The following is a 22,550-nucleotide window of genomic DNA, read 5'->3' on the forward strand; positions in this document are numbered from 1 at the left end:
AGAACGTCCATGGCAAACGATCAGAATGACCCCGGCCCCGAGCAAACCGAATCCCAGCCCGGCAGCGGTGACAGAGAGGTCCCGCTACCATCGGATGACGAAGGCCCGATAGAAGAGGAGATGGAGGACGTGCAGGCAAACAATTCGGTTTCTGCCGAGCACCCGCAGCCTCGGTGACGGAATTGGCCCGGAACGAATGTGGTTCACACCTTTCTTGCGAGGTAGGCAGCGATGAGCCCCAACCCGAATGCACAAGGCGGCACGAACCCGGACATGCCCACTTCACCCGACCCTGACGACGACCCGCTCATGAACGAAGAGGAGGGTGGTGATTGGCAGGAAGACGATGCCAGGCAGAGAGGGGAGCAACCTGCGGTAGACCTGGATCAGCGCAGGGAATGACCTCCGTGAAGAACCCGACACGGCGTATGGCACCGGCTGCGCCGGTTCGCGGGCATGCCCGCTCCCACAGGTACTGCATCTGCCTTGAAGGCTTTAGTGATCCTGTAGGAGCTGGCTTGCCTGCGATGGGCTGCGCAGCAGCCCCAATCGACGCAGCCCTGGCATGCGCGCCGGCGTATCACCCCCGTCGCAACATCGCCGCCAGCCCCACGGTCAGGATCACGGCACAAAGCATGGCCAGGCTGATGGCAATTGCGACACCCCAACCATCGAGCAGCCCTGCCAATACCAGATAAAACGCAATCACCCCCACCGCCCCGATCGCATTGCCCCGCACCATCGCCGCCATTCCGGCACGGCCAGTCTGCACATGGGCGAACACCACCAGCGGCCAGGCAATCACCGGGATCGGCGCCAGCATCCCGCTGGTCGCCGGGCCCAGCCAGTTGGCCAGGCTTGTGGTGACCATCAGCAACGAAGTGGCAGACACCATGCGCAGAGGGATTTCCCAAAATCGATGCCGGGGCCGGACCAGGGTGTCCGGCCTGGGCTCGCGGCTGCTGGCGCGTATCAGCACGCCAATCAGCACCAGCGCCACGGCAATCGACAGGTACAGGTTGCCCCCGTGGGTAAACGCGTAGGCCGCGACGCCATAGAACAGCATCGCCAGCAATATGGCCCAGCCGATGCCGAGCCTGCGTGTGGCGAACAGGTAGAAGGTGTACGTGGCCTGCACCGCCGCCAGGCCGCCCAGCGCGCCGGGCACCGCACCCAGGGCGAAGGCCGTGCCCTGTTCCAGGCACAGGAAGGTCATTACCAGTGCCGAGGTGATCGGCAGGCCGGACAGCAACCCGCCGAGCAGGCCGCCCCAGCGACGCGAGGCGAGAGAGATGGCCCACATCAGGAGCGGGGTGACGATCAGCTTGAGGTAGAACAGGGTCATCGCAGGGCTATCCATATGTGCGAAAGGTGCGCCCGCCGTAGGCATTGGGTAGGGCGCAGATGAATCAACCGCGGCTGGCCTCCAGCGCCTGGGCCAGGTCGGCGATGATGTCGTCGCTGTGCTCGATGCCGATCGACAGGCGCACCATGTCCCGTGGCACGCCGGCCTTCTCCAGTTCCTCGTCGTTGAGCTGGCGGTGGGTGGTGGAGGCGGGGTGGCAGGCCAGCGACTTGGCGTCGCCGATGTTCACCAGGCGCACCACCAGCTGCAGCGCATCGATGAAGCGCGCGCCGGCCGCCTGGCCGCCCTTGATGCCGAACGACAGGATCGACGCCGGCTTGCCGCCGGTGTAGCGCTGGGCCAGTTCATGCTCGGGGTGGTCGGGCAGCCCTGCATATTTCACCCACGCCACCTGCTCGTGGGCTTGCAGGTAGCGGGCGACCTTCAGCGCGTTCTCGGTGTGGCGCTCCATGCGCAGGGCCAAGGTTTCCAGGCCTTGCAGGATCAGGAAGGCGTTGAAAGGCGACAGCGCGGCACCGGTGTTGCGCAACGGCACCACCCGGCAGCGGCCGATGAAGGCGGCGGGGCCGAAGGCTTCGGTGTAGGTGACGCCGTGATAGGACGGGTCGGGGGTGTTGAGCAGGGCGAAGCGTTCCTTGTTGTCGGCCCAGGGGAACTTGCCGGAGTCGATGACGATGCCGCCAATGCTGGTGCCGTGGCCGCCGATGTACTTGGTCAGCGAGTGCACGACTATATCGGCACCGTGCTCGAACGGCCGGCACAGCACCGGGGTGGCCACGGTGTTGTCGACGATCAGCGGCACACCATGGCGGTGGGCGGCCTCGGCCAGCGCGGCGATGTCGACGATATTGCCGGCAGGGTTGCCGATGGACTCGCAGAACACCGCCTTGGTGCGCGAATCGATCAATGCTTCGAGGGCGGCGATGTCGTCATGGGCGGCGAAGCGGGTGTGGATGCCCATGCGCGGCAGGGTGTGGGCCAGCAGGTTGTAGGTGCCGCCGTACAGCTTGGCCACCGAGACGATGTTGTCGCCGGCCTCGGCGACGGTCTGGATGGCGTAGGTGATGGCCGCCATGCCCGAGGCCACCGCCAGCGCGCCAACCCCGCCCTCCAGGGCGGCCATGCGCTGCTCGAGCACGTCGTTGGTGGGGTTCATGATGCGCGAGTAGATGTTGCCGGCCACCTTCAGGTCGAACAGGTCGGCGCCGTGCTGGGTGTCGTCGAAGGCGAAGGAGGTGGTCTGGTAGATCGGTACGGCCACTGCCCGGGTGGTCGGGTCGGGGCTGAAGCCTGCGTGGATAGCGAGGGTTTCCAGCTTCATGCAATCGTTCCTTGAGCGTGGGTGGAGCGATCGAGCATGTGGTGGGTGGAGGGTGTGGGTCAAGCGTGAACTGGCGATGGGCTGCCCGGCAGCAGCCCATCGCATCCACGGGCGCTGCTACTCGTCCTGTCGGCGCACGTGCATCACCCACTGGCCTGCATACCAAGCGCCGCCTACCGCGATCAGGCCTGCTACTGCGCGCCAGTCACGGAAGAACAGTCGCATCGCATTGATGGTGGGTGGTGCGTCGCTGCTGCGGACGAAGATGCGGATGCGCGAGGGTTGTGGGGCGGGATCGGTCTCCACGCCGTCGTGCGGTGGCAGCGACGCCGGGCTCAGGCCCTCCTGGATGATCAGGTACTCACGGCCCTGCTGCACCACGCGGGCGTTGATGTTGCCCTTCTTCAACTGCTCGACCAGGCCCTTGGTGACGCTTTCGATCTGTCGATCCACGGTATGGACGAAGTCCAGCAACTGGGCGCCGGTCACTTCTGGCTCGGCGGCAAACGCCAGCGGCCCGGCGTAGATGAGGGCGATGTCTAGGGGTTTGTTCATTTCCAGCTCCTTGCCGAATCCGGCGACAGCGGGCCGGCGCGCTGCTGCGCGCCGGCCGTGGTCTCAGGCGTGTTCGAGGACTCTGCCAAGGCGTTCCTTGCGGGCCGCGATCAACCGTTGAGTAGCCTCGTAGGACACCTTGGTCACCTGGGTGTAGGTGAGCGTCAGCTTGATATTGGCGCCATCCATGCGCGCAGACGCTGTTGCGCAGTTCATGCCACTGGGGAACTGGATCTGCATTGGGCCGACTACGACGTTGCTGCTGATGACTTCACCCAGCTGTACCTTCTGGAACAGCCCCAGGTAATACGTGGGCGTCACCTTGAACTGGGCCTGGCCGCCACCGACCACATCCGGCTTGAACACCGAACCCTGGCCGCTCATGCCGATGCCCAGGTTGGCAGGCAAGTTCGATTTGTTGTTGATCTGGATGCTGTCTGCGGGCGCGGAGCCGCTACCCAGCACCAGTTGCTGGACGTTGTCCTTGAACACGCAATCCCAGACCGACCCGAGCTGCGTCGACAGCGTCTGGCTGGCCTTGTACACCCCGACACCCCCGACTTGCCGATAATTGGCAATCACCACGTTGTAGTCGATGGTCCACTCCACCCCGCTGTAGCCCTGGGTGGGCACGGTGGTCTGCTTCCACGACACGCTGTCGAGCCCTACCGAGCTTGGCAAGGTCTGGTAGACCGCGAGGGTCCAGGTATCGTTGGTCTGGTTATCGAAGTCGACATAGTAGTCAGTGCTCATGATGCTCTCCTTGTCATGTGGGCCGAGGGCATGGGGTCACGCGCTCGGCCCAGTGACAGGAGCATCGATCATGCCAAGCTGCTGATCGCTTGCTTTTCAACCAGTTAGGTTGAAAAGCAAGGGGGCGGGTGGACGTTTTCGTCCACCTCGGGGTGCTCGCGGCGGACGCATCCGACCACCTCAACCAAGGGGCGCCCTGGCGTAGCACAAACGGCTCGGACGCACCTTCATCCGCACCAGCGACAGCAGGAAGCCGAACCCGCACTGGTTGGGGTCCAGCACTGGTACGTAGCAGCCAAGGTCCTGCTCGATGAGCTTCGACAAGCGCTCGGCGACACCCATGAAGCCGGTACAGCCAAGCAACAGTGCCTGCGCGCCGTCCTCTTTGATGGCCGCCAGCCCGGCTTGCAATGCCTTGACCAGTACCACCTCGACATTACCCAACTGGGCTACCGGGCAGTCGATGGCACGGATCGAGGCAAAATTGATGCTCTGGCCATAATTGGCCACATGACCGCGTTGCAGGGCCAGGGTGCTCTGCAGGATGGTGATGATGGAAAACCGCTGACACAACCCCAGGGCACTGAACGCGGAGGTGGGGAAGCCGCCAATGATCGGGATATCGATCACTTCGCGGGCAGGCTCCACGCCGCACATGTCGAAATCGCTCAGCCAGATGCCGTCGAACCCCTGCTGCTCAAGGTGCTGTGCCAGGCGTACCACTGCCAGGGCGTTCTCGGCGAGATTCAGCCGGTTCTGGATACACGGGCTGCCCTGATCGATGTTGTACACCTGGACCTCGACATCCGGGGGCACCACTGGGGCTATCGAGGCCAGCAGGCCCTCGTTGTAATCGCTGCAGTTGACCGGCGCGAGAACCGCAATGCGCAGGCTCATGGTCGTAGCTCCTGCAGTTGCTCGATGCTTCGGTAGGCGCCCATGTAGCCCAGGTCTGCCAGCAACTGCTCGAAGCTCCACGCGATCAACCCACCGGGCTGGCGTAGCGGCGCCGCCGCCTGCCAGCCGATCAGGCAGGCAGGGCGCCCGGCATAGCTCGGGTCCAGCGAGCCATCGGCGCGCACCAGGTCGCCGTTGGAGGCCAGTGCCGGCCCCGCACCTTCGAAGAACCAGGCAATGCTGTCCGGGGCCATGGCCAGCGGTTGCGGCTGGTGCTTGTCCCACAGCAACAGCGACTCGTTCTCGTAGCACAGGCGCAAGCTTCCTTCGTGGCTGTCGAGGTCGATGCGGCCGATGTCGAAGCCGCCCTGGGTAGTCACGCCAGCATGGGTCAGGCGCGCATTGCGAGACAGGCACCGAGCCATCAGGCCGAACTGGCCAAGCCAGTCGAGCACGGCCTGGCAAGTGTGCAGCTGCCCCGCAGCCAGGGCTCTGCCCAGCGCCAGGGCGCGGCTGAGGGTGCCGCGCAGCGGCAGCGCGGAAGGCAGCTGGTCGGGGCTCATGCACCATAGCGCCAGGCCACCGAACTCACCGAACGCCGGCGAGCCGACCACAGGGCGCAACATTTGCTCGGCGATCACATTGGCGTTTTCTGCGTACCCCTGGGCCTCGGCCGGCGGCGTTACATTCAGTTCCACCACCAGTCCGCCCTGGCTGACCACGAACGACGGCCGCGGCGGTATACCGGCAGCAGCGAAGGTGAGCATCGGCAATGAGGGCACCGCGCGCCCGGCGCCGTCCGCATCGACCACCGCCAGGCCCAGCTTGGCGGCGGCCAGGCACGCAACCAGAAAGCCCAGCGCGCCGCTTTCCGGCGGCACGACATAGGCAAGCTCGCGGCCCTGTTCATTCAAGCGCTGGCGCAAGCATTCCAGGGCCTGAATCGGCCCGAGGGGGTACTGGCAACGCCCGATCGTTTCCGGTGCACCCATGTACGCCACTACCGCGGCGTCGCCGGCACGGGCCTCATCCACCGTGACCACCCTGACGCGGTCGCGCGGGTAGAATTCCCCGACATTGAACGCGGCCAGCAAGTGCCGGGCCGACGCCAAGGTACCGCCACCACCACTGCCAAAGAAACAACCACCGTTGATCAACGCTTGCAGATCCTTGTGCTCCAGCTCGAACGCCATGATCGTGCTCCTGCTTTCCGGTTGAGGGGGTCAGCTCGACAAACGTGCCAGCCAGCTACACACGTTGCTGGCGGGCGGGTAGTCCAGTTGCGGGTCGAGGCCGCGAAGCGCACGCATCAGGATCGACTGCACCTGGGCGCCACGTTCGCTGCGTTCGAGCAACCGGGCCAATTCCAAGGCGGCATGCAGCCGCGCCGGCACCACGCCGAGGGTCAGCGCGGTGGACAAGGCGACGCGCAGGGTCGCCTCGGCTTCGCGGTCGTCGCCAAGCGCCAGCAGCGCCCGGCCGCGTAACAACATCAGTTCGCACAGGTAGGCACGCTCCTGATGGTCCTGGGCCAGGTCCAGGGCGACATCCACCAGTTCCAGGCAGGCCTCTGCGCGCCCGCCCAGCAACAGCACTTCGCCGCGCTTCCAGGCCTGGAAGCCGTGGAACAACAGGCCCCCGTTACGCAGCACATGCTGCTGGTAGCCTTCGGCAATGGCCTGTTCACCGGCTTCGTACTCACCCGATAGGCCCTGGTGATAGCCGCGCAGGATCATGCCCACGCCCCGGTAGAAGGAGAACTCGTGGCGCGCACTGAGCAGCTCCAGCTCGCGGGCCTGGCGCCCGAGTGCATCGCGCTCGCCCAGTACTGCGGCGAGCCAGGCCGCGCCCTGCAGGGCGACCGCGCGGTTGAAGGGGTTGTCGACCGCCTGCTCGGCGCGGGACTGCAAGCGGGCCAGCGCCTGGCGCGCCTGGCTGAACAGGCCCAGCTCGAAGGCGGCCAGGCCTTCGAAAGTGCGGGCCAGGCCCACCAGGTCCAGCCCTTGGTTCGATGGCCAACTGGCCTGGTCGTCCTCCAGCAGCCTGCCGCGCGTCAGGCAGGCCAGGCTTTCCTCGAAGTCGCCGAGCCAGAACAGGGTATTGGCCATGGCCAGGTGGGCCTCGATGCGCAGTGCCTCGCCACCGGCTATCTGCGCCTGCTGCAGCATCTGTTGTGCCGTAGCGCGGGCCTCTGCCAGTTCCAGGCCCATCAACAGAGTGGTCCACAGCCCGAACGACACCGACGCCATCTCTTGCGGCTGGCCTTGACGCGCGGCCAAGGCCTGGGCGTCCCGGTAGCTGGCCAGGCTGGTGATGCTCAACCAGCCCTCGATACTGCGAAAGCTAACTCCCAGTAACCGGTGCAACTCAAATTGCAAACGCCACAGGTCTTTGCCCTCGTAGACCCGCTCGGCCACTTCCAGGCCTTTCTGCAAAGGGCCCAGGGCGCCGCGGAAGTCGGCCCCGTCGATCAGCTTGCGGCCTTCGGCCAGGTAGCGCTCCACGGTCAGGCGCAAGTCCTGGCGCAACCGGACCCGCCGCTCGATCACCTTGCGGTTGACCCCCAACAGCTGCGCCGCAGCACTCTTGTTGCCGTTGCAGCGGTTCAGCGCATGCTCTATCAGCAGTGTCTCCACCGCTGCCAGTTTGTCCGGCCCCTCAAGCCCGAGCAGCGCTTCGGCCAGCTCTACGGCAGGCGCTGAGGCGGGCGAGGGCGGTACCAGCAATTGCTCGAGGGTTTCCCGATCGACCAGTGGTGACGGGGCCAGGGTGCCGATGCGATCGATCGAATTGCGCAGTTCGCGCACATTGCCAGGCCAGTCTCGTTGGCACAGCAGCTCCAGCGCTGCTGCATCGAAGCGCAGCGGTCGCCGTTGCTGGCGGCAAAAATGCTCGATCAGGTCCGGGATGTCCTCACGGCGCTCGTTCAGTCCCGGCAGTTCGAGCTCGAACACTGACAAGCGGTAGTACAGGTCTTCGCGAAAGCGCTCCTCGGCCACCAGGCGCTTGAGGTCACGGTGGGTGGCTGCCACCACCCTGCCGCGGAAGCGCCGGTTTTCGCTGCTACCAAGCGGCCGGTACTGCCCGGTTTCCAGCACCCGCAGCAGCTTCGGCTGTAGGGTCAGGGGCAGTTCGCCGATCTCATCGAGGAACAGTGTCCCCGCCCCAGCCATCTGCAGGTGGCCCATGCGCTCGCCAACCGCGCCGGTGAACGCGCCGCGGGCATGGCCAAACAGCTCGGACTCGAGCAGTGGCTCGGGTATTGCCCCGCAGTTGAGGTCGATGAATGGTTTGCCCGGCGCGCTCAAGCGGTGCAGTTGCTGGGCGATGACTTCCTTGCCGGCTCCCGTCGGGCCGAAGATCAGTACCGGCCGGTCGCTCTGCGCCACCCGCCGCAGCAAGGCCTGCAGCGCCTGCATGGCGGGCGAACGGCCAGGCACGCCATCCTCGTCGCCCGGGTGCGTGGTGCACAGTGGCTCCATGAGAATCCATCCTCGTTGGGGTGAGCCAGGCAATGAGGTATAGCAGAACGACGCGGCCGCTGCTGGTGTCCGGGCGGCCACCGGTCAGAACGTCGAAAATGCGCGCGACCAGCCCGCCAGAAACGATGGAAGCGGCGGCCGAGGCCACTGTCTGGTTGATGTTGCTTTCGTGCAACGTCCATGCGGGCCGGCCCTTGCTGCGCCCCGCCAGGCCCTGCCACAGGGTGAAACCGACCAGCAAGGCGATGATCGACATGTTGAACGACCAGCCGATCCGAAGGCCCGCGTACACATTCGAGGGCGTCAGCAGAATGCCCAGCGCTACGCCGGTGAGCACCGCCCGCGGGCTCAGGTCACGTTCGATGCGAACCTGGGGAGGGGCGGTAGACGGGGCAGGTCTCATGGCAATCCCTTGTCGGAGTGGTAAGCGCGCTTTGCACAACTGAGCCAGTGATGCCACAAAGGTTCACTGTCGCTTCTGGTTGTGAAAGGTGTCCAGCAACGGCCCGGAAGTGCTAGCGGCTACACCGTCGGGTCTCAAGAAAAGTGCTGCGCACAGGGGCCCGCTCTTGCTGACACTGCCGAATCAAGAGAGATTAGTTAAGTTATCCAAATTCGATAACTTTCCTAATCTTGGTATAAGTCAGGAGTGGGGCAAGCATTCATGGGATGTAGCCTCGCAGAGCCCCATCACCAGCGCTGATGTCGAAACCGCTTCAGAGCAGGCCATTGCCACACTGGATGAGAGCTTCTTCCGGGTGCGCTTTGACCGCCTTACGCTTGCGGAAAAGAAGTACCTGCGTGGCATGGCGGATCTGGGGGCCGGCCCTCATCGTTCTGGTGATATCGCCGCCAGCCTGGCGCGGAAGGTTTCCACGCTCGCACCACTGCGCAGTGCATTGATCGAGAAAGGGATGATCTACAGCCCGAACCACGGTGATACGGCGTTCACTGTGCCGCTTTTCGATGAGTTCATGCGGCGTATCATGCCGGGCGATGATTGGCGGATGGGCTAGCCTGCTTTACGGCGCTGCAAGCCGCAACCACAGGCAACGCTCCTCGGCCGGGACGCAAAAGCGTACCCGGCGCGAGCGCACGCACACCACGGTTCATTTCAGCCCGACCGCCCAAACCGCTTGCGATACTCCGCCGGCGTAACCCCCACATGCTTCACGAACGCCCGCCGCAACGTATCCGCATTGGCAAACCCGCACAGCGCCGCCACCTGCTTCGGTGGCTCTCGCCCAGCCTCCAGCCGCGCCCGCGCAGCATTCACCCGCGCCAGCTCCACCCACGCGGCCGGGGTCATCCCCACATCACTCTGAAACACCCGCGCAAAATGCCTCGGGCTCAGCCCAACCCGCGCAGCCAGGCTGGCAACCCCGTGGTCCACTGCAGGGTTGGCGGCCACGTAACGCTGCAACCCCTGCAATGCCGAACGCCCGACCGGTGATGTCCCACCTTGCCGGCTGAACTGCAGCTGCCCGCCAGGCCGCTTGAAGTACATCACTAGGTGCCCGGCAACCTGCTTGGCAATATCCCGCCCCAGGTCTTCTTCCACCAGGGCCAGCGCCAGGTCCAACCCGGCCGTTACCCCCGCAGCGGTACGCAGGTTGCCGTCATGCACCTGAATGGCATCGGCATCCACCTGCACCCGCGGATAACGCTCGGCCAACGGCTGCGCCACCGCCCAATGGGTGGTCACACGCCGTTCATCCAGCAACCCGGCAGCCGCCAGGGCAAACGCCCCCGTGCACACCGAGCCGTAACGCCGGCAAGCGCCCGCGCGTTGCCGCAGCCAGTCGAGAATGCCGGGGCGCAGGTATTGCTCGGCAGCCTGCGGCGTGCCGGCGACCAGCAGGGTGTCGATGGCTTCCAGGTCTTCGCCGATCCAGCCGTCGGCGACCAGGCGCGTACCGGAAGAGCTCACCAGCGGCCCCGGTTCGCAGGCCAGCAACAGCAGGCGATAGGCTTCACGGCCGGCCTGGCGGTTGGCTTCGGCGAATACATCGAGCGGGCCGCAGGCATCCAGCAGTTGTACGCCGGGCATGGCCAGGATGGCGACCGTGATGGGGGCAGAGGGCATGGTGGCTCCGGGCGTTGCGCCGCAAGTCCGTAATCCGCCGACAATGGCAGTATTTGGCTGTACAAGTCAATTGAGGACATTGGCCCACGACCGCAGACTGGGCTCGTCATCAACCCACCCAGGAGCGACCATGTCCTCATCCATCGCCGGTATCCAGGTGCCCGACAGCACCATGGCTCGGGAAATCACCGAGCTCGTCCGTGACACGGCTTCCCCTTTGCTGTTCCACCACTCCAGCCGGGTGTTCTACTTCGCAGCCCTTGCCGGGCAGCGGCTGGGGCTGCGTTACGACAGTGAACTGCTGTACGCGGGCTGCATGTTCCATGACATGGGCCTGACCCATCAGCACAGCAGCGATTGCTGCCGCTTCGAGGTGGACGGTGCCAATGCGGCGCGCGATTTCCTCCAGCGCCACGGCGTGGACGAGCGCGATGTCGAACGTGTGTGGACGGCGATCGCGCTGCATACCACGCCGGGTATTCCAGAGCATATGCACCCGCTGATCGCTCTGGTGACTGCGGGGGTGGAGACTGATGTGCTGGGGTTGCACCACGAAGGGCTGGAAATTGCCGCACGGGACGCCGTGGTCCAGGCGCACCCGCGTGGGGGAAGGTTCAAGGAGGCGATCATCCAGGCGTTTTACGACGGCATCCGGCACAAGCCGCAGACCACGTTTGGCAACGTGAAGGCGGATGTGATCGCGGACAAGGAGCCTGCATTCCGGCCTGGGAATTTCTGCAGCGTCATTCGGCAGTCCTGCTGGGCGAGCTGAGTAAAGCGGGCTGGTGCTGCCGGTGTTCGCAGGCCCTGGTGCCTGTCAGCTAAACAGATTGGGGTCGCTTTGCGGCCCTTCGCGGGCGTGCCCGCTCCCACAGGTTGCGCATCAGATCAAACCGGTGCTATCGAAGTGGGAGCTGGCTCGTCGAACGCAGAGTCCGCCGCCGAGCGCTCGCGATTCGCCACCCCGAACGGCACATGCACCATCGGCAAGTCCCCCGCCGGCGACTGCAGGTGGCTGCGCTGGTCATCAAAGAACACATGCGGCTTCAGTATCGACAGCACCCTGGGTTTTTCCATCCCGCCCAGAAAGAAGCACTCGTCCGGCGATACGCCCCAGTCCTTCAGCGTCGTCACCACCCGCTCATGCGAAGGGGCATTGCGCGCCGTCACGATGGCAATCCGCAAGATGCGCTTGTACGCCGGGTCTTCGGCCAACTTGCGGTCCTCGAGCATGCGAATCAGCGAAAGCTTGCGGTACAGGTCCGCCAAGGGCCCCGGCGAATGCGGGATCCCCTTGCGCACACGTTCATGCTCCTGAAACTCGTCCAGGTTGTCGTCGCGCTTGTACACGCGCTCGGCCTCGTCATCGGCAATCACCCCGTCAAAGTCGAAGGCCACCCGCAATTCGGTGTCGATCTCGTCATCGTAGATGCGCGTCGGCAGCACCCGCCCGGCCGGGTAGTTGGCGTCGATGGCTTTCTGTACATCTTCCTCGTTGGCACTGAGGAACAGCGAGGCATTGAATGCCGGGATGTACTCGTAGGGCGAGCGGCCCGACATGAATGCCGCGCGGGTGATGTCCAGCTGGTAGTGGTTGATCGAGCGAAACACCCGCAGGCCGGTCTCCGGCGAATTGCGCGACAGCAGCACCACCTCCACCGGCAACTGCTCGGGGAAGGCCTGGTTGATGCTCAGGAAGCGGCGAATGAACGGGAACGCCACGCCCTTGGGGAAGGGTTCGTCCAGGTTCTGCTGCTGGTGCTGACGGTAAGCCTCGACGCCCTCGGTCTGGTAGATGTCGTCCGAGACGGTGAGGTCGAACAGCGCACTCGAAGCAACGCCGATGACCAGTTTCTGTTCGATGGGGTAGGGCATGAAACAACTCCTGCGTGAGCTGAAGGCAAGTGTACCCGTGCGCTGTGACGAAAGCCCTCAGTACCCACAGGCGCTATCGGCATCAGATGAGGATGTAGTCACTACGCACCATCAGCGGCTCATGCGCCCCTTCGACCAGGTGCACGAACTGCCCTGCCACCTGGTCGATCGCCAGGCAGTCGTCGACATCCAGCAAGGCATCGGTATGCGGCTTCAGCCAGTCCGCCTGCATGCGTTGCTTGCCCAGGGCCTTGGCCTCGGTCTTGCTGTGGGCGGTGACCAGCAGGTAGCGGTGCGCCTCGCCGAATACCTCCCGTTCGTAGCCACCGAGGTTGATGAAGTACAGACGCAGGGCACCAGGGGCAGGGGCGTGCGGGCGCAGTTCGATGCGCTGGCCGTCGACACCATGCACTTCCAGCCATGAATCGATGTGCAAACCTTTCGGGCTGCCGAACCAGGCCTGGCGCAACTGCGGGTAGGCCTGTTCGAAGGTGTCGGCCAGGGCGAACACCACATCGTGAACTTCGATCTTGGCGCCGGGGTGGCGGCCTCCGAGCATGACGACGTAAAGCATGGGCGGTCCTTTGCATGGTGGATGTAAAAGTGCGGCATTGTACTGCCAGATCAGCGGATGCCGCATGGATCCAGTGGCCCCTTGTAGGAGCGGCCTTGTGTCGCGAAAGGGCCGCAAAGCGGCCCCTGGATTTCAGCAACTGTGCATAGTCTGTTGGGGCTGCTCTGCAGCCCTTTCGCGACACAAGGCCGCTCCTACAAGGCGCTGGGCATGCCTGACAGTTGCTCCACCAGAAAATCCACGAACACCCGCACCCGCGCCGGCATCGCCGGGCCGCCGACGAACACCGCATGGATCGGCTCGCGATCACCGGGGTTGTACGCCTGCAGCAACGGCACCAGCTGCCCGTTGGCCAGGTCATCGGCCACGGTAAAGGTACCGATGCGCGCCACGCCGGCGCCGAGCCTGGCCAGATGCGCCAGGGCCTCGCCGCTGCTGCATTCGATATTGCCCGTCACCTTCAACGAGAATGCCTGCCCGTCGCGACGGAACGGCCAGTCGGGTGCGGCGCGGCGGAAGTTGAAACGCAGGCAGTTGTGCCGGGCCAGGTCCTCTGGCACAAGCGGGGTACCGCAGCGCGCCAGGTACTCGGGCGAGGCGACGATCACCTGGCCGGTTTCGCCAATGGCACGGGCGCTCAACGAGCTGTCCGGCAGGTGGCCGAAGCGCAGCGCCACATCGGCCTGGCCGCCGAGAATGTCGGCCACTTCGTCGCTGAGGGTAAGGTCGACCAGCACCTGCGGGTAGCGCGCGCTGAACGCCGCCAGCAACGGCACCACGGTCAGCCGGCCATGGCCCAGTGCTGCGCTGACCCGCAAGCGCCCGCGGGGCACACCCTGGTCGGTGATGGCCTCTTCCACTTCGAGCATGTCGGCCAGCACCCGCCGTGCACCGCGCAGATACGCTTCGCCCTCAGGCGTGAGGGTGATCGCCCGGGTGGTACGCAGCAGCAGGCGGGTGCCCAGGCGCTGTTCGGTCCGCGCGAGGATGCGGCTCACCGCCGAAGGCGTCAGGCCCAGCGCGCGGGCGGCGGCGGACAGGCTGCCCTCCTGGGCCACCTTGGCAAATATTTCCATCTCTCCGGATCTTCCACTGAAGTCCATTTGTGCCTCTTGAGCAAAGGTGGTTCGCAAAAATGCAGTCTAGTGCGGCTCAGCTTCGGATCGTAGCATTTGCAGCACAGATAAGGAGCTTGCCATGCGTATCAATCCACCTCTTGTCGCACTCGCCATCGGTGCCTTTGGCATCGGGGTCACCGAGTTCGCCCCCATGGGCATGTTACCCAGCATCGCCACCGATCTTGGCGTCTCCATCCCAGCAGCCGGGCTGTTGGTCAGTGCCTATGCAATCGGTGTGCTGATCGGTGCACCGCTGATGACCCTGGCCACGGTGAAGATCCCGCGGCGTTACCTGCTGATCGGGTTGATGGCCATCTTCACCCTCGGCAACCTGATGTCGGCCCTGGCCAGCGACTATGCCAGCCTGCTGGTCGCCCGTGTGGTCACCTCGCTGAACCACGGTGCGTTCTTCGGCATCGGCTCTATCGTCGCGGCCAGCGTGGTGCCGCCCGAGAAGCGCGCCGGTGCCGTGGCCGCCATGTTCATGGGGTTGACCCTGGCCACCATCGGCGGTGTGCCGCTGGCGACCTGGTTCGGTGAAATGCTGGGGTGGCGTATGGCGTTCTGGGGCATCGCCGGGCTCGGCCTGGTGGCAATGACAACCCTCTGGTACGCACTACCCGATGTGCCGTCGCCCAAGGGTGGCGGGGCCATGGCCGAAATCCGCGTGCTGGGCCGCGGGCCGGTGCTGGCGGCATTGCTGCTGACCGTGGTGGGCTCCAGTGCGATGTTCACGGTATTCACCTACATCGCGCCGATCCTGCAGAGCGAGGCGGCAGCGTCCACTACCTTCGTCACGGCCATGCTGGTGTTGTTCGGTGTCGGCCTGACCTTGGGCAACGTGTGGGGTGGCAAGGCCGCGGACCGCTCGATCGACCGTACCCTGATGCTGTCGCTGGCCGTGCTGATTGCGGTGTTGCTGGTGTTCCCGCTGGTGATGGACTGGCCGCTGCCGACTGCGCTGGCGATCCTGGTGTGGGGCGCTGCCAGCTTTGCCCTGGTGCCGCCGCTGCAAATGCGGGTGATGGAGGCGGCCAACGATGCGCCCAACTTGGCGTCGGCGGTGAATATCGGGGCGTTCAACCTGGGTAACGCGATTGGTGCGGCGCTGGGTGGAGCGGTGATCAATGCCGGGCTTGGGTATTCGGCGGTTTCCCTGGCGGGGGCGGCGATGGCGGTTTTGGGCCTGGTGATGGTGCTGCTGTTCGCTTGGCGGGGGCGGGCGGGGGCTGCGGCGAGTCAAGTTGCTGTGTAACAGGTGGAGATCTTCGGGGGCGCTTTGCGCCCCATCGCGACACAAGGCCGCTCCTACAGGAAACCGCGATTCCTTGTAGGAGCGGCCTTGTGTCGCGATGGGCTGCAAGGCAGCCCCACAGTCTTGCCCATCACGGCGTACCGTTGCGGCCATGCAGGTGATAGGCAGGGCGCTCGCTCAGCCGCTCGTAATAGTCGCGCACGGCCGGCAGGTGCGGGTGCTCGAAGGGCGTTTCGAACCAGCGGTTGACCGACAGGCCAATGGGGATGTCGGCCAAGGTGAACTGGCTGCCGGCCACGTAGGCACCGGTGCTTGCCAGCTGGCGGTCGAGAATGTGCATGTAGCGCGCCCAGTCCGCGCAGCCGGCGGCCAGGGCCTGTGGGTCCTGGTGGGCCGGCGAATGCCTGACCAGCGACATGAACGCGTAGCTCCAGGAACGGTTGAGGTCCGAGGCCTGCCAGTCGATCCACTGGTCGATCCTGGCCCGCGCCTGCGCCTCGCCCGGGTAGAACGCGGTGGCACCATAGCGCGTGGCCAGGTAGCGGATGATGCTGTTGGATTCCCACAGGGTGAAGTCGCCATCCTGGATCACCGGGATCATGGCGTTCGGGTTCAACGCAAGGAATTCGGCGCTGTCCGTGGGCTTGAAGCCCGCCCCCCAGTCTTCGCGCTCGAACGCGACCTCGAACTCGGCGCATGCCCACAGGACTTTTCGCACATTGATGGAGGAGGCTCTGCCCAATATCCGTAGCATGATGTTCATCCTTGTGAGGGGGGATTGATCGTCCGTCACTGCCGCTTGCCGGTCAAGAGCCAGCGGGGTGGCGGAGCGTCCTCTTTGTAGGGTTCTTGTAGTCCATTTCCGAAAGTAAGCCTTTCCACCCCCAAGGTTATTGTGGCGGGGCAGGCAGCGCCCTAGTCTCGGCACGCTCGTAACCCGAGGAAATGGACATGGACAAAGACACTCCGAAAGAAAGCGGCAATCTCAATGTCGTGCGTGCAGCGGGCCGTTTTGGCAACGGCGGTGCCGAACTGGTGCAGATGAACGCGCAATTGCCGATGCGCACGGCATTGATGGAGGCCTCGAGCATCATGGGCTGTATTACCGAACTCACCCGCAAGGCCATCGACCGGCCCGGTGACCGCAAGGCGATGATGCAGGCCACGTACTACCTGGCAGGCATGGCCAAGGCGCTGATCGACGGCCAGTTGCAGCAGTTGCGCCAGGCTCGGGGAGGCGAGCAGGAGCCTTAGTCAGGCTTGCCTGGGGACCATGAACTTGGCACCCTTGGTCAGTTTGAATCTCTGTATCACGACAGAAGGAAGTTCGCATTGAGCTGGGACAAGGTGGGGAAACTCCTCGTAGCCGTGCTGCTTGGCCTGATGGTCCTGCTGGCCGCCTATGGGTTGCTCAGGGGTAACCCGCGCCTGGAGGCATCGCTGACCTATGCCTACCTCACCTATCCCAGCCAGTTCAGCGAACGCATCACCAAAGCCAGTGAACAGCTCAAGTACGAGCAGTTGCAGGGGCGTATCAATGCCATCAGCGAGGGCGGGCTGAGCCACGATCAGGTCGAGCGGCTGATCGAAATGGCCCAGGCGCCGTATGCCCAGCTGTTCGCCAAGCCCTTCGAGGCCGGGTTGGTCGACCACCGTACCGGTCTGCTCATCGAGCTGCGCAACCGTGGTGATGCGCAAGTGCGCCAGGTGAAAATCCGCCTGCCGGCGAAAGGCCTGGTGCAGGTGCGCGATGCAGCTGGCAATGACACCATCGTGGAAACCTCCACCATGCAAGCGGATATCCCCACCATCGAGCCGGGTGGCGTATGCAAGGTATGGGTGTATTTCGATGCAGACTATTCGCAGATCCGCCAGGGCGGGGTCAGCATCAGTCACGCCGATGGCAAGGCTGACATACAGGTTTACCGCGAGGTCATCGGTTTCCCGGCCTGGGTGGCCCGCTACAGCCGCGAGCTGATGATGCTGCTGGGCGTATTGGCGGCCAGCGTTTTGGGCCTGGGGTATGCCTGCCTGTCGCGCCGTAACCCGCACTGAACGCCTCACCAGTAGGAGCAGCCTTGTGCTGCGAAGAGGCCGGTACTGACTGAACATGTGTACCACCTGTACCGGCCTCTTCGCAGCACAAGGCTGCTCCTACAAGGAGTTGTGCAGGCTGTCAGTGAGCCATACTGCGTCCCAGTGTGGATAATCGCCAATCTCTGCTACCAGGCCAGCCCGCAGAGGGTTGGCAACGATGTATCGGGCTACCTTGCGCACATCATCTACCTGGCGCAGCGCTCGGTCATGAAACCCGCGTTGCCAGACTGGGCCCGGGCTCACGCCCGCCTTGCACAGTGCCGTACCAGATCGCGATTTGAACTGTCGCATCAGGCTGCTCAATGTGACGGCACGCAGCTCCACCAGCCAATGCAAGTGGTCAGGCATCAGCACCCAGGCAAGTGAGCGGCAAGCGCCAAGGCGTTCCGTCTGCCTCAGCTCACTGATGACCAGGCGAGCTGTACGAAGATCCTGAAACAGTGGCTTGCGTGCATGGGTGACAGTGGTCAGCAGGTACAGCCTGCCAGGCTCTGAAAAACGCCCCCGACCTAGCCGGTTGGCCTCAGCACGATCCATGTAATCTTCCTCGCATCCGTTCCGTGTGGGATACCTACAATAGAGATCCCAGACGCTACCGACGTTGGCAGATCGTTACCCGTTTTTTCAGTCATACACATTTGTAGGAGCAGCCTTGTGCTGCGAAGAGGCCGGTACGAGCGATACACATGTTTGGTCAGTACCGGCCTCTTCGCAGCACAAGGCTGCTCCTACAGGTCAGTGCCCAATGGCACTGGTAGTCAGTGACTCGCCACGGGGTTGGTGTTCTTGCCGGTCAACAACCACCCTCGTGCAGCGCCAGGCTCTGGCGCAACTGCACGAGCATGGCCTGTCGCAATGCCTGCGGCGCCTGCACGCGGATCGAGCCGGCCTGGGACAGCAGCCAGCCCATCAGCGAGCGGTTGTCGTCGACGGTAGCTACCAGGGTGGCACCACCTTCCGCCTGCAGCGTCAGTTGCATATCTGCCGACAGCGGCGACGCCTCAAGGCGCCGGGCAAGGGCATCATCGACCCAGGCGTGCAACTCGACCTGTTCCGCAGGTGTGAGCGCATCGGGCTGCAGCTGTTGCGCTTCGCCAGGGCTCAGGCCCGCTTGCCAGTACCAGCCGTAGGGCATGCCTTTGCTGTTGCACTGCAGCGGGAACAGTGCCGCGAGTTCGACCAGGTCGCGTTCGACCGTGCGTTTGCTGGTGATATGGCCAACGGTGGTCAGGGCGGCCTGCAACTGGGTGGAACTCATCCCCGGGTGACGGCCTGGCAGCAGCTTGAGCAACTGCCATTGGCGGGCGATGGTGTGGCGGGTAGGGTGGCTGGGCAAAGGGCTCGTCCTTGAAGGCAGGCACGAAGCCTGCCTAAGTAGTGGCGTTTAGCTATTGCTCAGCATACCTTGTAGCAGAATGGGATCCAAGTTTTCGCATTTAGCGTTCAGTCCAGGCGCGTCACCCATTTGCCTGTGCCTTGGCCCTCTTTCAGCTGCCGCAGAGCCTGTGGCAAAGCAGAGAAGGTGAACTCGCGGCGCTGTGGCACCTTCGGGAACCTTGGCCAAGGCCTGCCAGGCGGTCAGGGCGGGGCAGGGCACGGCGGCCGCGGCGGTGTCGCTGAGCGCGCTGTGGATATGCATGACCAGGCTTGCATCGAGCAGGCAGAGCTCGGCAAAACTGCCGTCACGCGCCAGCGATTGGGTGCGGGTCCTTTCGAGACGGGTGTGGGCTGCAAAGCAGCCCCAATTCACTTAGCCGGGGGTTTTCGCCAAGGCTTCCAAGCCACCTTCATAGATGGCCTTGAACAGCGCTTCGGTCGCTTGGTAGCCGGGGTTGAATTCAGATAGCCAGGCTGTCGACCACGCCGCCGTCGACCCGCAGCGCTGCACCGGTGGTGGCGGGCGTGCCCGCGAATGCGTCTGTCAGGCAACACAAAAGATTGACCCTTTCGCAACAGCCCAGTCGCAACCTTTGCTTCCAGATCAAAACTCATTGTCCCGCGCCCATCTTTTTCCCATCCCCACGTCCCCCCGAGAATCCACCCATCCCAACCTTCCACAGGTGATTCTCAAATGCCTCTCGCCTTGTTAGCCCTGACCCTGGCGGCCTTCGCCATCGGCACCACGGAGTTCGTGATCGTCGGCCTCATCCCGACCATCGCCAATGACCTGGCAGTGACACTGCCTTCGGCCGGCCTGCTGGTAAGCCTTTACGCCCTCAGCGTCGCCATCGGCGCGCCCCTGCTCACCGCCATGACCGGTCGCGTCCCGCGCAAGCTGCTGCTGGTCGGCCTGATGGCGCTGTTCACCGCCGGTAACCTGGTAGCCTGGCAGGCGCCCAGCTACGAATCGCTGATCATGGCGCGCATCCTCACCGGCCTGGCCCACGGGGTGTTCTTCTCGGTGGGCTCGATCATCGCCACCAGCCTGGTGCCGAAAGAAAAAGCCGCCAGCGCCATCGCCACCATGTTCAGTGGCATGACCGTGGCCTTCGTCACCGGTATCCCGCTGGGTACCTTCATCGGCCAGCACTTCGGCTGGCGCGTGACCTTCCTGGTGGTGGCTGCCTTCGGCCTGGTGGCGCTGCTCGGCGCACTGCTGTTCGTGCCCAAGCGCATCCAGCACAGCCAGCCGGCACCGCTGCTGCGCCAACTGCGGGTGATGCTGCAACCGCGCCTGCTGCTGGTGTATGCCATGACTGCCGTGGGTTACGGCGGCTCGCTGATCGCCTTTACCTTCCTTGCCCCGATCCTGCAGGACCTCGCCGGCTTCGGCGCCAACAGCGTCGCCCTGGTGCTGCTCGCCTACGGTGTTTCGGTTGCCCTGGGCAACATCTGGGGCGGCCGCCTGGCCGACCGCAAAGGCCCGGTCAAGGCACTGTCGATCATCTTCCTGCTGCTGGCCGTGGTGCTGCTGGCGCTGACCTTCACCGCGCCGCATCCGGTACTGGTGGTAATCACCGTACTGGCCTGGGGCGCGGTGGCCTTCGGCAATGTGCCGGGCCTGCAGGTGTACGTGGTGCAGCAGGCGGAAAAGGTCGCCCCCGACGCAGTCGACGTGGCTGCCGGTTTCAACATCGCCGCATTCAACCTGGGTGTGGCCGGTGGCTCCTGGGGCGGTGCCCAGGTAGTGCAACAGCTCGGCCTCGGCCACACCCCATGGATTGCCGCGCTGGTCACCCTCGGTGCCCTGGCCCTGACCCTGTACAGCGGCCGCCTCGACCGCCGCGTACCTGCCCAGCCACAACCTGTCGTCAGCCGCGCCTGACCCCTGATTCGCCTTACGGAGATGCTCGCAATGGCTCAAGATCCACTGTTCCAACCCCTGCAATTCGGCGCCCTTAACCTGGCCAACCGCGTGCTGATGCCACCGATGACCCGCTCCCGCGCTGCCCAGCCTGGCGATGTACCGACCGCGCTGATGGCCGAGTACTACGCACAACGCGCCAGTGCCGGGCTGATCGTCAGTGAAGGCACCTGGATCTCGCCACTGGGCAAGGGTTACGCCCGCACCCCGGGTATCCACACCCAGGCGCAGATCGACGGCTGGCGCCTGGTCACCGAGGCTGTGCATGCCGCGGGCGGGCGCATGTTCGCCCAGCTCTGGCACGTCGGCCGCCTCAGCCACAGCAGCCTGCTTGGTGGCCAGGCACCGGTGTCGTCCTCGGCGATGCAGGCTGAAGGCGTGAATGTGTTCATCGACAATGCCGACGGCACGCCAGGCTTTGTCCAGGCTTCCAAGCCGCGCGCGTTGAGCGAAGCGGAAATTGCCGAGACCATCGAGCAATACCGCCAGGCTGCGCGCAACGCCATGGCCGCCGGTTTTGATGGTGTCGAGTTGCACGCGGCCAACGGTTACCTGGTCAACCAGTTCCTCGATTCCGGCGCCAACGACCGCACCGACCGCTTCGGCGGTTCGCTGGAAAACCGCCTGCGTTTCCTCGACCTGGTCACCCGTGCGCTGGTCGAAGGTACCGGCGACGCCCAGCGTGTAGGCGTACGCCTGGCGCCGCTGACCACGCTCAATGGCTGTGTCGACGCCGACCCGGTCACCACCTATACCGCAGCGGCCAAGCGCCTGGGTGAAATCGGCATCGGCTACCTGCACATTGCCGAAGCCGACTGGGATGACGCGCCGGACATGCCGGTGGACTTCAAGCAACAGCTGCGGGCGGTGTTCCCCGGGGTGATGGTGTATGCCGGCAAATACACCGGCGAACGTGCACGGCGCGCGCTGGAGGAGGGCTGGGCTGACCTGGTCGGCTTCGGCCGGCCATTCGTGGCCAACCCGGACCTGCCGGCGCGGCTGAAACTGAATGCGCCCCTGGCCGAGCACGAACGTGCCACGCTGTTCGGTGGTGATGCCCATGGCCTGACCGACTATCCGGTCATGGCAACAGCCTGACCCCGACCGCTCCTCATGGAACTGCAAATGACTCATTGAGTTAGCAGGGACCCTGTGGGAGCGGCTTTAGCCGCGAACACCGGCGCAGCCGGTGCCATGCACCGCGTTGGATTCAAAGGGCTGGTCGATCTCCCACAAAGACGGCATTTCGCCTGTCGTGTCTCACCTCTATGCTTGAGCAGTGACGACTTGTTTGTGTCCTATATATGGACCAAAATATGGCTCTCTATTGAGGGTGCAAACATGCAAAACATATTCGCTGACGTGGCCGTAAGCGTGTCGGAACTGAAAAAGAACCCATCCGCGGTGATGACCGGCGCTGCGGGTATGCCCGTCGCCGTGCTCAATCACAACCGCGTGATGGGTTACATGGTGCCGGCCGAACTGTACGAGGCCATGATGGAGCGCTTGGAAGATCTCGAATTGAGCGAACTGGCCAAGTCGAGGTTGGGTGAAAAAGGCGTACCGGTTTCCCTGGATGACCTATAAACTCGAATTCCTGCCTTCGGCACTGAAAGAGTGGGGCAAGCTAGGCCACACCGTGCGCGAACAGATCAAGAAAAAACTCGCCGAGCGCCTGCAGTCACCCAAGGTACAGGCCGACGCGCTGCGTGACCTGCCGAACCACTACAAAATCAAGCTCAAGGCCTCTGGATATCGCCTCGTCTATCGAGTCGAGGAGGAGCGTATCGTTGTAGTGGTGGTATCGGTTGGCAAACGCGAGCGTAGCGAGGTGTATCGATCCGCTCAGAAGCGGTAAACGCCATCA

The 22,550-nt window shown here is 64.3% G+C and carries 25 protein-coding genes and 1 pseudogene; 11 read left to right on the forward strand and 15 right to left on the reverse strand.

What is annotated here, in order from left to right:
* Positions 1-9 precede the first annotated feature (9 nt).
* Both ACK56M_RS11065 and ACK56M_RS11070 read left to right on the forward strand, forming a co-directional pair.
* A complete protein-coding gene (locus ACK56M_RS11065) occupies positions 10-177 on the forward strand; it encodes a hypothetical protein (protein WP_160320193.1) in 168 nt (55 codons plus the stop codon).
* Positions 178-273: 96 nt separating this feature from the next.
* On the forward strand, positions 274-402 hold the full coding sequence (locus tag ACK56M_RS11070; protein WP_262926140.1) for a hypothetical protein: 129 nt from the start codon (positions 274-276) through the stop codon (positions 400-402).
* Between the two features lie 178 nt (positions 403-580).
* Here the strand turns inward: ACK56M_RS11070 and ACK56M_RS11075 are convergent, their stop codons facing one another.
* The 8 genes and pseudogenes from ACK56M_RS11075 to ACK56M_RS11110 form a co-directional block, all read right to left on the reverse strand.
* Positions 581-1,345 (reverse strand): hypothetical protein, encoded by a 765-nt coding sequence (locus ACK56M_RS11075; RefSeq protein ID WP_411959462.1) that lies wholly within the window; start codon positions 1,343-1,345, stop codon positions 581-583.
* 64 nt (positions 1,346-1,409) lie between these two features.
* Positions 1,410-2,687: a bifunctional O-acetylhomoserine aminocarboxypropyltransferase/cysteine synthase gene (locus ACK56M_RS11080; protein ID WP_013972022.1), complete on the reverse strand. Its 1,278-nt coding sequence runs from the start codon at positions 2,685-2,687 to the stop codon at positions 1,410-1,412.
* Between the two features lie 117 nt (positions 2,688-2,804).
* Entirely contained in the window at positions 2,805-3,242 is a 438-nt protein-coding gene (locus ACK56M_RS11085) for a hypothetical protein (RefSeq protein WP_191472885.1), read from the reverse strand.
* A 63-nt stretch (positions 3,243-3,305) separates the two neighbouring features.
* A complete protein-coding gene (locus ACK56M_RS11090) occupies positions 3,306-3,995 on the reverse strand; it encodes a hypothetical protein (protein WP_015269921.1) in 690 nt (229 codons plus the stop codon).
* A 180-nt stretch (positions 3,996-4,175) separates the two neighbouring features.
* Positions 4,176-4,892 (reverse strand): aspartate/glutamate racemase family protein, encoded by a 717-nt coding sequence (locus ACK56M_RS11095; protein ID WP_411959463.1) that lies wholly within the window; start codon positions 4,890-4,892, stop codon positions 4,176-4,178.
* A complete protein-coding gene (locus ACK56M_RS11100; RefSeq protein WP_411959464.1) occupies positions 4,889-6,085 on the reverse strand; it encodes a DUF917 family protein in 1,197 nt (398 codons plus the stop codon). The genes ACK56M_RS11095 and ACK56M_RS11100 overlap by 4 nt, the downstream gene beginning before the upstream one ends.
* A gap of 30 nt (positions 6,086-6,115) precedes the next feature.
* Positions 6,116-8,374 (reverse strand): sigma 54-interacting transcriptional regulator, encoded by a 2,259-nt coding sequence (locus ACK56M_RS11105; protein WP_411959465.1) that lies wholly within the window; start codon positions 8,372-8,374, stop codon positions 6,116-6,118.
* 67 nt (positions 8,375-8,441) lie between these two features.
* Positions 8,442-8,777: pseudogene (locus tag ACK56M_RS11110) on the reverse strand (OPT/YSL family transporter); the annotation flags it as partial.
* A 166-nt stretch (positions 8,778-8,943) separates the two neighbouring features.
* On the opposite strand from ACK56M_RS11110, the gene ACK56M_RS11115 reads away from it, so the two are divergent.
* On the forward strand, positions 8,944-9,390 hold the full coding sequence (locus tag ACK56M_RS11115; protein ID WP_015269926.1) for a hypothetical protein: 447 nt from the start codon (positions 8,944-8,946) through the stop codon (positions 9,388-9,390).
* Between the two features lie 98 nt (positions 9,391-9,488).
* Here the strand turns inward: ACK56M_RS11115 and ACK56M_RS11120 are convergent, their stop codons facing one another.
* The gene (locus ACK56M_RS11120; RefSeq protein ID WP_139657626.1) at positions 9,489-10,460 is read right to left on the reverse strand and encodes a GlxA family transcriptional regulator; all 972 of its coding nucleotides are present in this window, start codon (positions 10,458-10,460) and stop codon (positions 9,489-9,491) included.
* A gap of 130 nt (positions 10,461-10,590) precedes the next feature.
* On the opposite strand from ACK56M_RS11120, the gene ACK56M_RS11125 reads away from it, so the two are divergent.
* The gene (locus tag ACK56M_RS11125) at positions 10,591-11,232 is read left to right on the forward strand and encodes an HD domain-containing protein (RefSeq protein ID WP_253153074.1); all 642 of its coding nucleotides are present in this window, start codon (positions 10,591-10,593) and stop codon (positions 11,230-11,232) included.
* 116 nt (positions 11,233-11,348) lie between these two features.
* On the opposite strand, the gene ACK56M_RS11130 is transcribed toward ACK56M_RS11125, so the two are convergent.
* From ACK56M_RS11130 to ACK56M_RS11140, 3 genes are all read right to left on the reverse strand, one after another.
* Positions 11,349-12,335 carry a 5'-nucleotidase gene (locus ACK56M_RS11130; RefSeq protein WP_015269929.1) on the reverse strand — a complete coding sequence of 329 codons (987 nt, stop codon included), beginning with the start codon at positions 12,333-12,335 and terminating at the stop codon, positions 11,349-11,351.
* An 82-nt stretch (positions 12,336-12,417) separates the two neighbouring features.
* On the reverse strand, positions 12,418-12,909 hold the full coding sequence (locus ACK56M_RS11135) for a DUF1543 domain-containing protein (RefSeq protein ID WP_013972028.1): 492 nt from the start codon (positions 12,907-12,909) through the stop codon (positions 12,418-12,420).
* Positions 12,910-13,103: 194 nt separating this feature from the next.
* Complete coding sequence (locus ACK56M_RS11140) at positions 13,104-14,012, reverse strand: LysR family transcriptional regulator (RefSeq protein WP_054572955.1); 909 nt, start codon at positions 14,010-14,012, stop codon at positions 13,104-13,106.
* 94 nt (positions 14,013-14,106) lie between these two features.
* Here ACK56M_RS11140 and ACK56M_RS11145 point away from each other — a divergent pair, with 94 nt between their 5' ends.
* Positions 14,107-15,282: an MFS transporter gene (locus tag ACK56M_RS11145; RefSeq protein ID WP_191472879.1), complete on the forward strand. Its 1,176-nt coding sequence runs from the start codon at positions 14,107-14,109 to the stop codon at positions 15,280-15,282.
* A gap of 130 nt (positions 15,283-15,412) precedes the next feature.
* On the opposite strand, the gene ACK56M_RS11150 is transcribed toward ACK56M_RS11145, so the two are convergent.
* Positions 15,413-16,036 (reverse strand): glutathione S-transferase family protein, encoded by a 624-nt coding sequence (locus ACK56M_RS11150; RefSeq protein WP_015269931.1) that lies wholly within the window; start codon positions 16,034-16,036, stop codon positions 15,413-15,415.
* A gap of 197 nt (positions 16,037-16,233) precedes the next feature.
* On the opposite strand from ACK56M_RS11150, the gene ACK56M_RS11155 reads away from it, so the two are divergent.
* Positions 16,234-16,536 (forward strand): DUF3077 domain-containing protein, encoded by a 303-nt coding sequence (locus ACK56M_RS11155; RefSeq protein WP_015269932.1) that lies wholly within the window; start codon positions 16,234-16,236, stop codon positions 16,534-16,536.
* Positions 16,537-16,614: 78 nt separating this feature from the next.
* Positions 16,615-17,337, forward strand: a complete 723-nt coding sequence (locus ACK56M_RS11160; protein WP_015269933.1) for a hypothetical protein — start codon at positions 16,615-16,617, stop codon at positions 17,335-17,337.
* Between the two features lie 99 nt (positions 17,338-17,436).
* Here the strand turns inward: ACK56M_RS11160 and ACK56M_RS11165 are convergent, their stop codons facing one another.
* Positions 17,437-17,916, reverse strand: coding sequence for an REP-associated tyrosine transposase (locus tag ACK56M_RS11165; protein ID WP_137137396.1), 480 nt, complete (start codon positions 17,914-17,916; stop codon positions 17,437-17,439).
* A gap of 256 nt (positions 17,917-18,172) precedes the next feature.
* On the reverse strand, positions 18,173-18,715 hold the full coding sequence (locus ACK56M_RS11170) for a WYL domain-containing protein (RefSeq protein ID WP_015269935.1): 543 nt from the start codon (positions 18,713-18,715) through the stop codon (positions 18,173-18,175).
* Positions 18,716-19,450: 735 nt separating this feature from the next.
* Between ACK56M_RS11170 and ACK56M_RS11175 the strand changes: the two genes are divergently transcribed.
* The 4 genes from ACK56M_RS11175 (at position 19,451) to ACK56M_RS11190 (ending at position 22,541) form a co-directional block, all read left to right on the forward strand.
* Positions 19,451-20,644 (forward strand): MFS transporter, encoded by a 1,194-nt coding sequence (locus tag ACK56M_RS11175; RefSeq protein WP_015269936.1) that lies wholly within the window; start codon positions 19,451-19,453, stop codon positions 20,642-20,644.
* Between the two features lie 30 nt (positions 20,645-20,674).
* The gene (locus ACK56M_RS11180; protein ID WP_054572951.1) at positions 20,675-21,781 is read left to right on the forward strand and encodes an alkene reductase; all 1,107 of its coding nucleotides are present in this window, start codon (positions 20,675-20,677) and stop codon (positions 21,779-21,781) included.
* Between the two features lie 243 nt (positions 21,782-22,024).
* Positions 22,025-22,270, forward strand: coding sequence for a type II toxin-antitoxin system Phd/YefM family antitoxin (locus tag ACK56M_RS11185; protein WP_013972043.1), 246 nt, complete (start codon positions 22,025-22,027; stop codon positions 22,268-22,270).
* Positions 22,260-22,541: a type II toxin-antitoxin system RelE family toxin gene (locus ACK56M_RS11190; RefSeq protein ID WP_085721569.1), complete on the forward strand. Its 282-nt coding sequence runs from the start codon at positions 22,260-22,262 to the stop codon at positions 22,539-22,541. The genes ACK56M_RS11185 and ACK56M_RS11190 overlap by 11 nt, the downstream gene beginning before the upstream one ends.
* Positions 22,542-22,550 lie beyond the last annotated feature (9 nt).

The organism is Pseudomonas sp. s4, from assembly GCF_046764235.1.
In the GTDB taxonomy this organism is placed as follows: domain Bacteria; phylum Pseudomonadota; class Gammaproteobacteria; order Pseudomonadales; family Pseudomonadaceae; genus Aquipseudomonas; species Aquipseudomonas asiatica.

Excerpts from the sequence above, each read along its gene's own strand:
- ACK56M_RS11065 (WP_160320193.1), top strand. The coding sequence starts at position 10 with ATGGCAAACGATCAGAATGACCCCGGCCCCGAGCAAACCGAATCCCAG.
- ACK56M_RS11070 (WP_262926140.1), top strand. The coding sequence starts at position 274 with ATGCCCACTTCACCCGACCCTGACGACGACCCGCTCATGAACGAAGAG.
- ACK56M_RS11075 (WP_411959462.1), bottom strand. The coding sequence starts at position 1,345 with ATGACCCTGTTCTACCTCAAGCTGATCGTCACCCCGCTCCTGATGTGG.
- ACK56M_RS11080 (WP_013972022.1), bottom strand. The coding sequence starts at position 2,687 with ATGAAGCTGGAAACCCTCGCTATCCACGCAGGCTTCAGCCCCGACCCG.
- ACK56M_RS11085 (WP_191472885.1), bottom strand. The coding sequence starts at position 3,242 with ATGAACAAACCCCTAGACATCGCCCTCATCTACGCCGGGCCGCTGGCG.
- ACK56M_RS11090 (WP_015269921.1), bottom strand. The coding sequence starts at position 3,995 with ATGAGCACTGACTACTATGTCGACTTCGATAACCAGACCAACGATACC.
- ACK56M_RS11095 (WP_411959463.1), bottom strand. The coding sequence starts at position 4,892 with ATGAGCCTGCGCATTGCGGTTCTCGCGCCGGTCAACTGCAGCGATTAC.
- ACK56M_RS11100 (WP_411959464.1), bottom strand. The coding sequence starts at position 6,085 with ATGGCGTTCGAGCTGGAGCACAAGGATCTGCAAGCGTTGATCAACGGT.
- ACK56M_RS11105 (WP_411959465.1), bottom strand. The coding sequence starts at position 8,374 with ATGGAGCCACTGTGCACCACGCACCCGGGCGACGAGGATGGCGTGCCT.
- ACK56M_RS11120 (WP_139657626.1), bottom strand. The coding sequence starts at position 10,460 with ATGCCCTCTGCCCCCATCACGGTCGCCATCCTGGCCATGCCCGGCGTA.
- ACK56M_RS11125 (WP_253153074.1), top strand. The coding sequence starts at position 10,591 with ATGTCCTCATCCATCGCCGGTATCCAGGTGCCCGACAGCACCATGGCT.
- ACK56M_RS11130 (WP_015269929.1), bottom strand. The coding sequence starts at position 12,335 with ATGCCCTACCCCATCGAACAGAAACTGGTCATCGGCGTTGCTTCGAGT.
- ACK56M_RS11135 (WP_013972028.1), bottom strand. The coding sequence starts at position 12,909 with ATGCTTTACGTCGTCATGCTCGGAGGCCGCCACCCCGGCGCCAAGATC.
- ACK56M_RS11140 (WP_054572955.1), bottom strand. The coding sequence starts at position 14,012 with ATGGACTTCAGTGGAAGATCCGGAGAGATGGAAATATTTGCCAAGGTG.
- ACK56M_RS11145 (WP_191472879.1), top strand. The coding sequence starts at position 14,107 with ATGCGTATCAATCCACCTCTTGTCGCACTCGCCATCGGTGCCTTTGGC.
- ACK56M_RS11150 (WP_015269931.1), bottom strand. The coding sequence starts at position 16,036 with ATGCTACGGATATTGGGCAGAGCCTCCTCCATCAATGTGCGAAAAGTC.
- ACK56M_RS11155 (WP_015269932.1), top strand. The coding sequence starts at position 16,234 with ATGGACAAAGACACTCCGAAAGAAAGCGGCAATCTCAATGTCGTGCGT.
- ACK56M_RS11165 (WP_137137396.1), bottom strand. The coding sequence starts at position 17,916 with ATGGATCGTGCTGAGGCCAACCGGCTAGGTCGGGGGCGTTTTTCAGAG.
- ACK56M_RS11175 (WP_015269936.1), top strand. The coding sequence starts at position 19,451 with ATGCCTCTCGCCTTGTTAGCCCTGACCCTGGCGGCCTTCGCCATCGGC.
- ACK56M_RS11180 (WP_054572951.1), top strand. The coding sequence starts at position 20,675 with ATGGCTCAAGATCCACTGTTCCAACCCCTGCAATTCGGCGCCCTTAAC.
- ACK56M_RS11185 (WP_013972043.1), top strand. The coding sequence starts at position 22,025 with ATGCAAAACATATTCGCTGACGTGGCCGTAAGCGTGTCGGAACTGAAA.
- ACK56M_RS11190 (WP_085721569.1), top strand. The coding sequence starts at position 22,260 with ATGACCTATAAACTCGAATTCCTGCCTTCGGCACTGAAAGAGTGGGGC.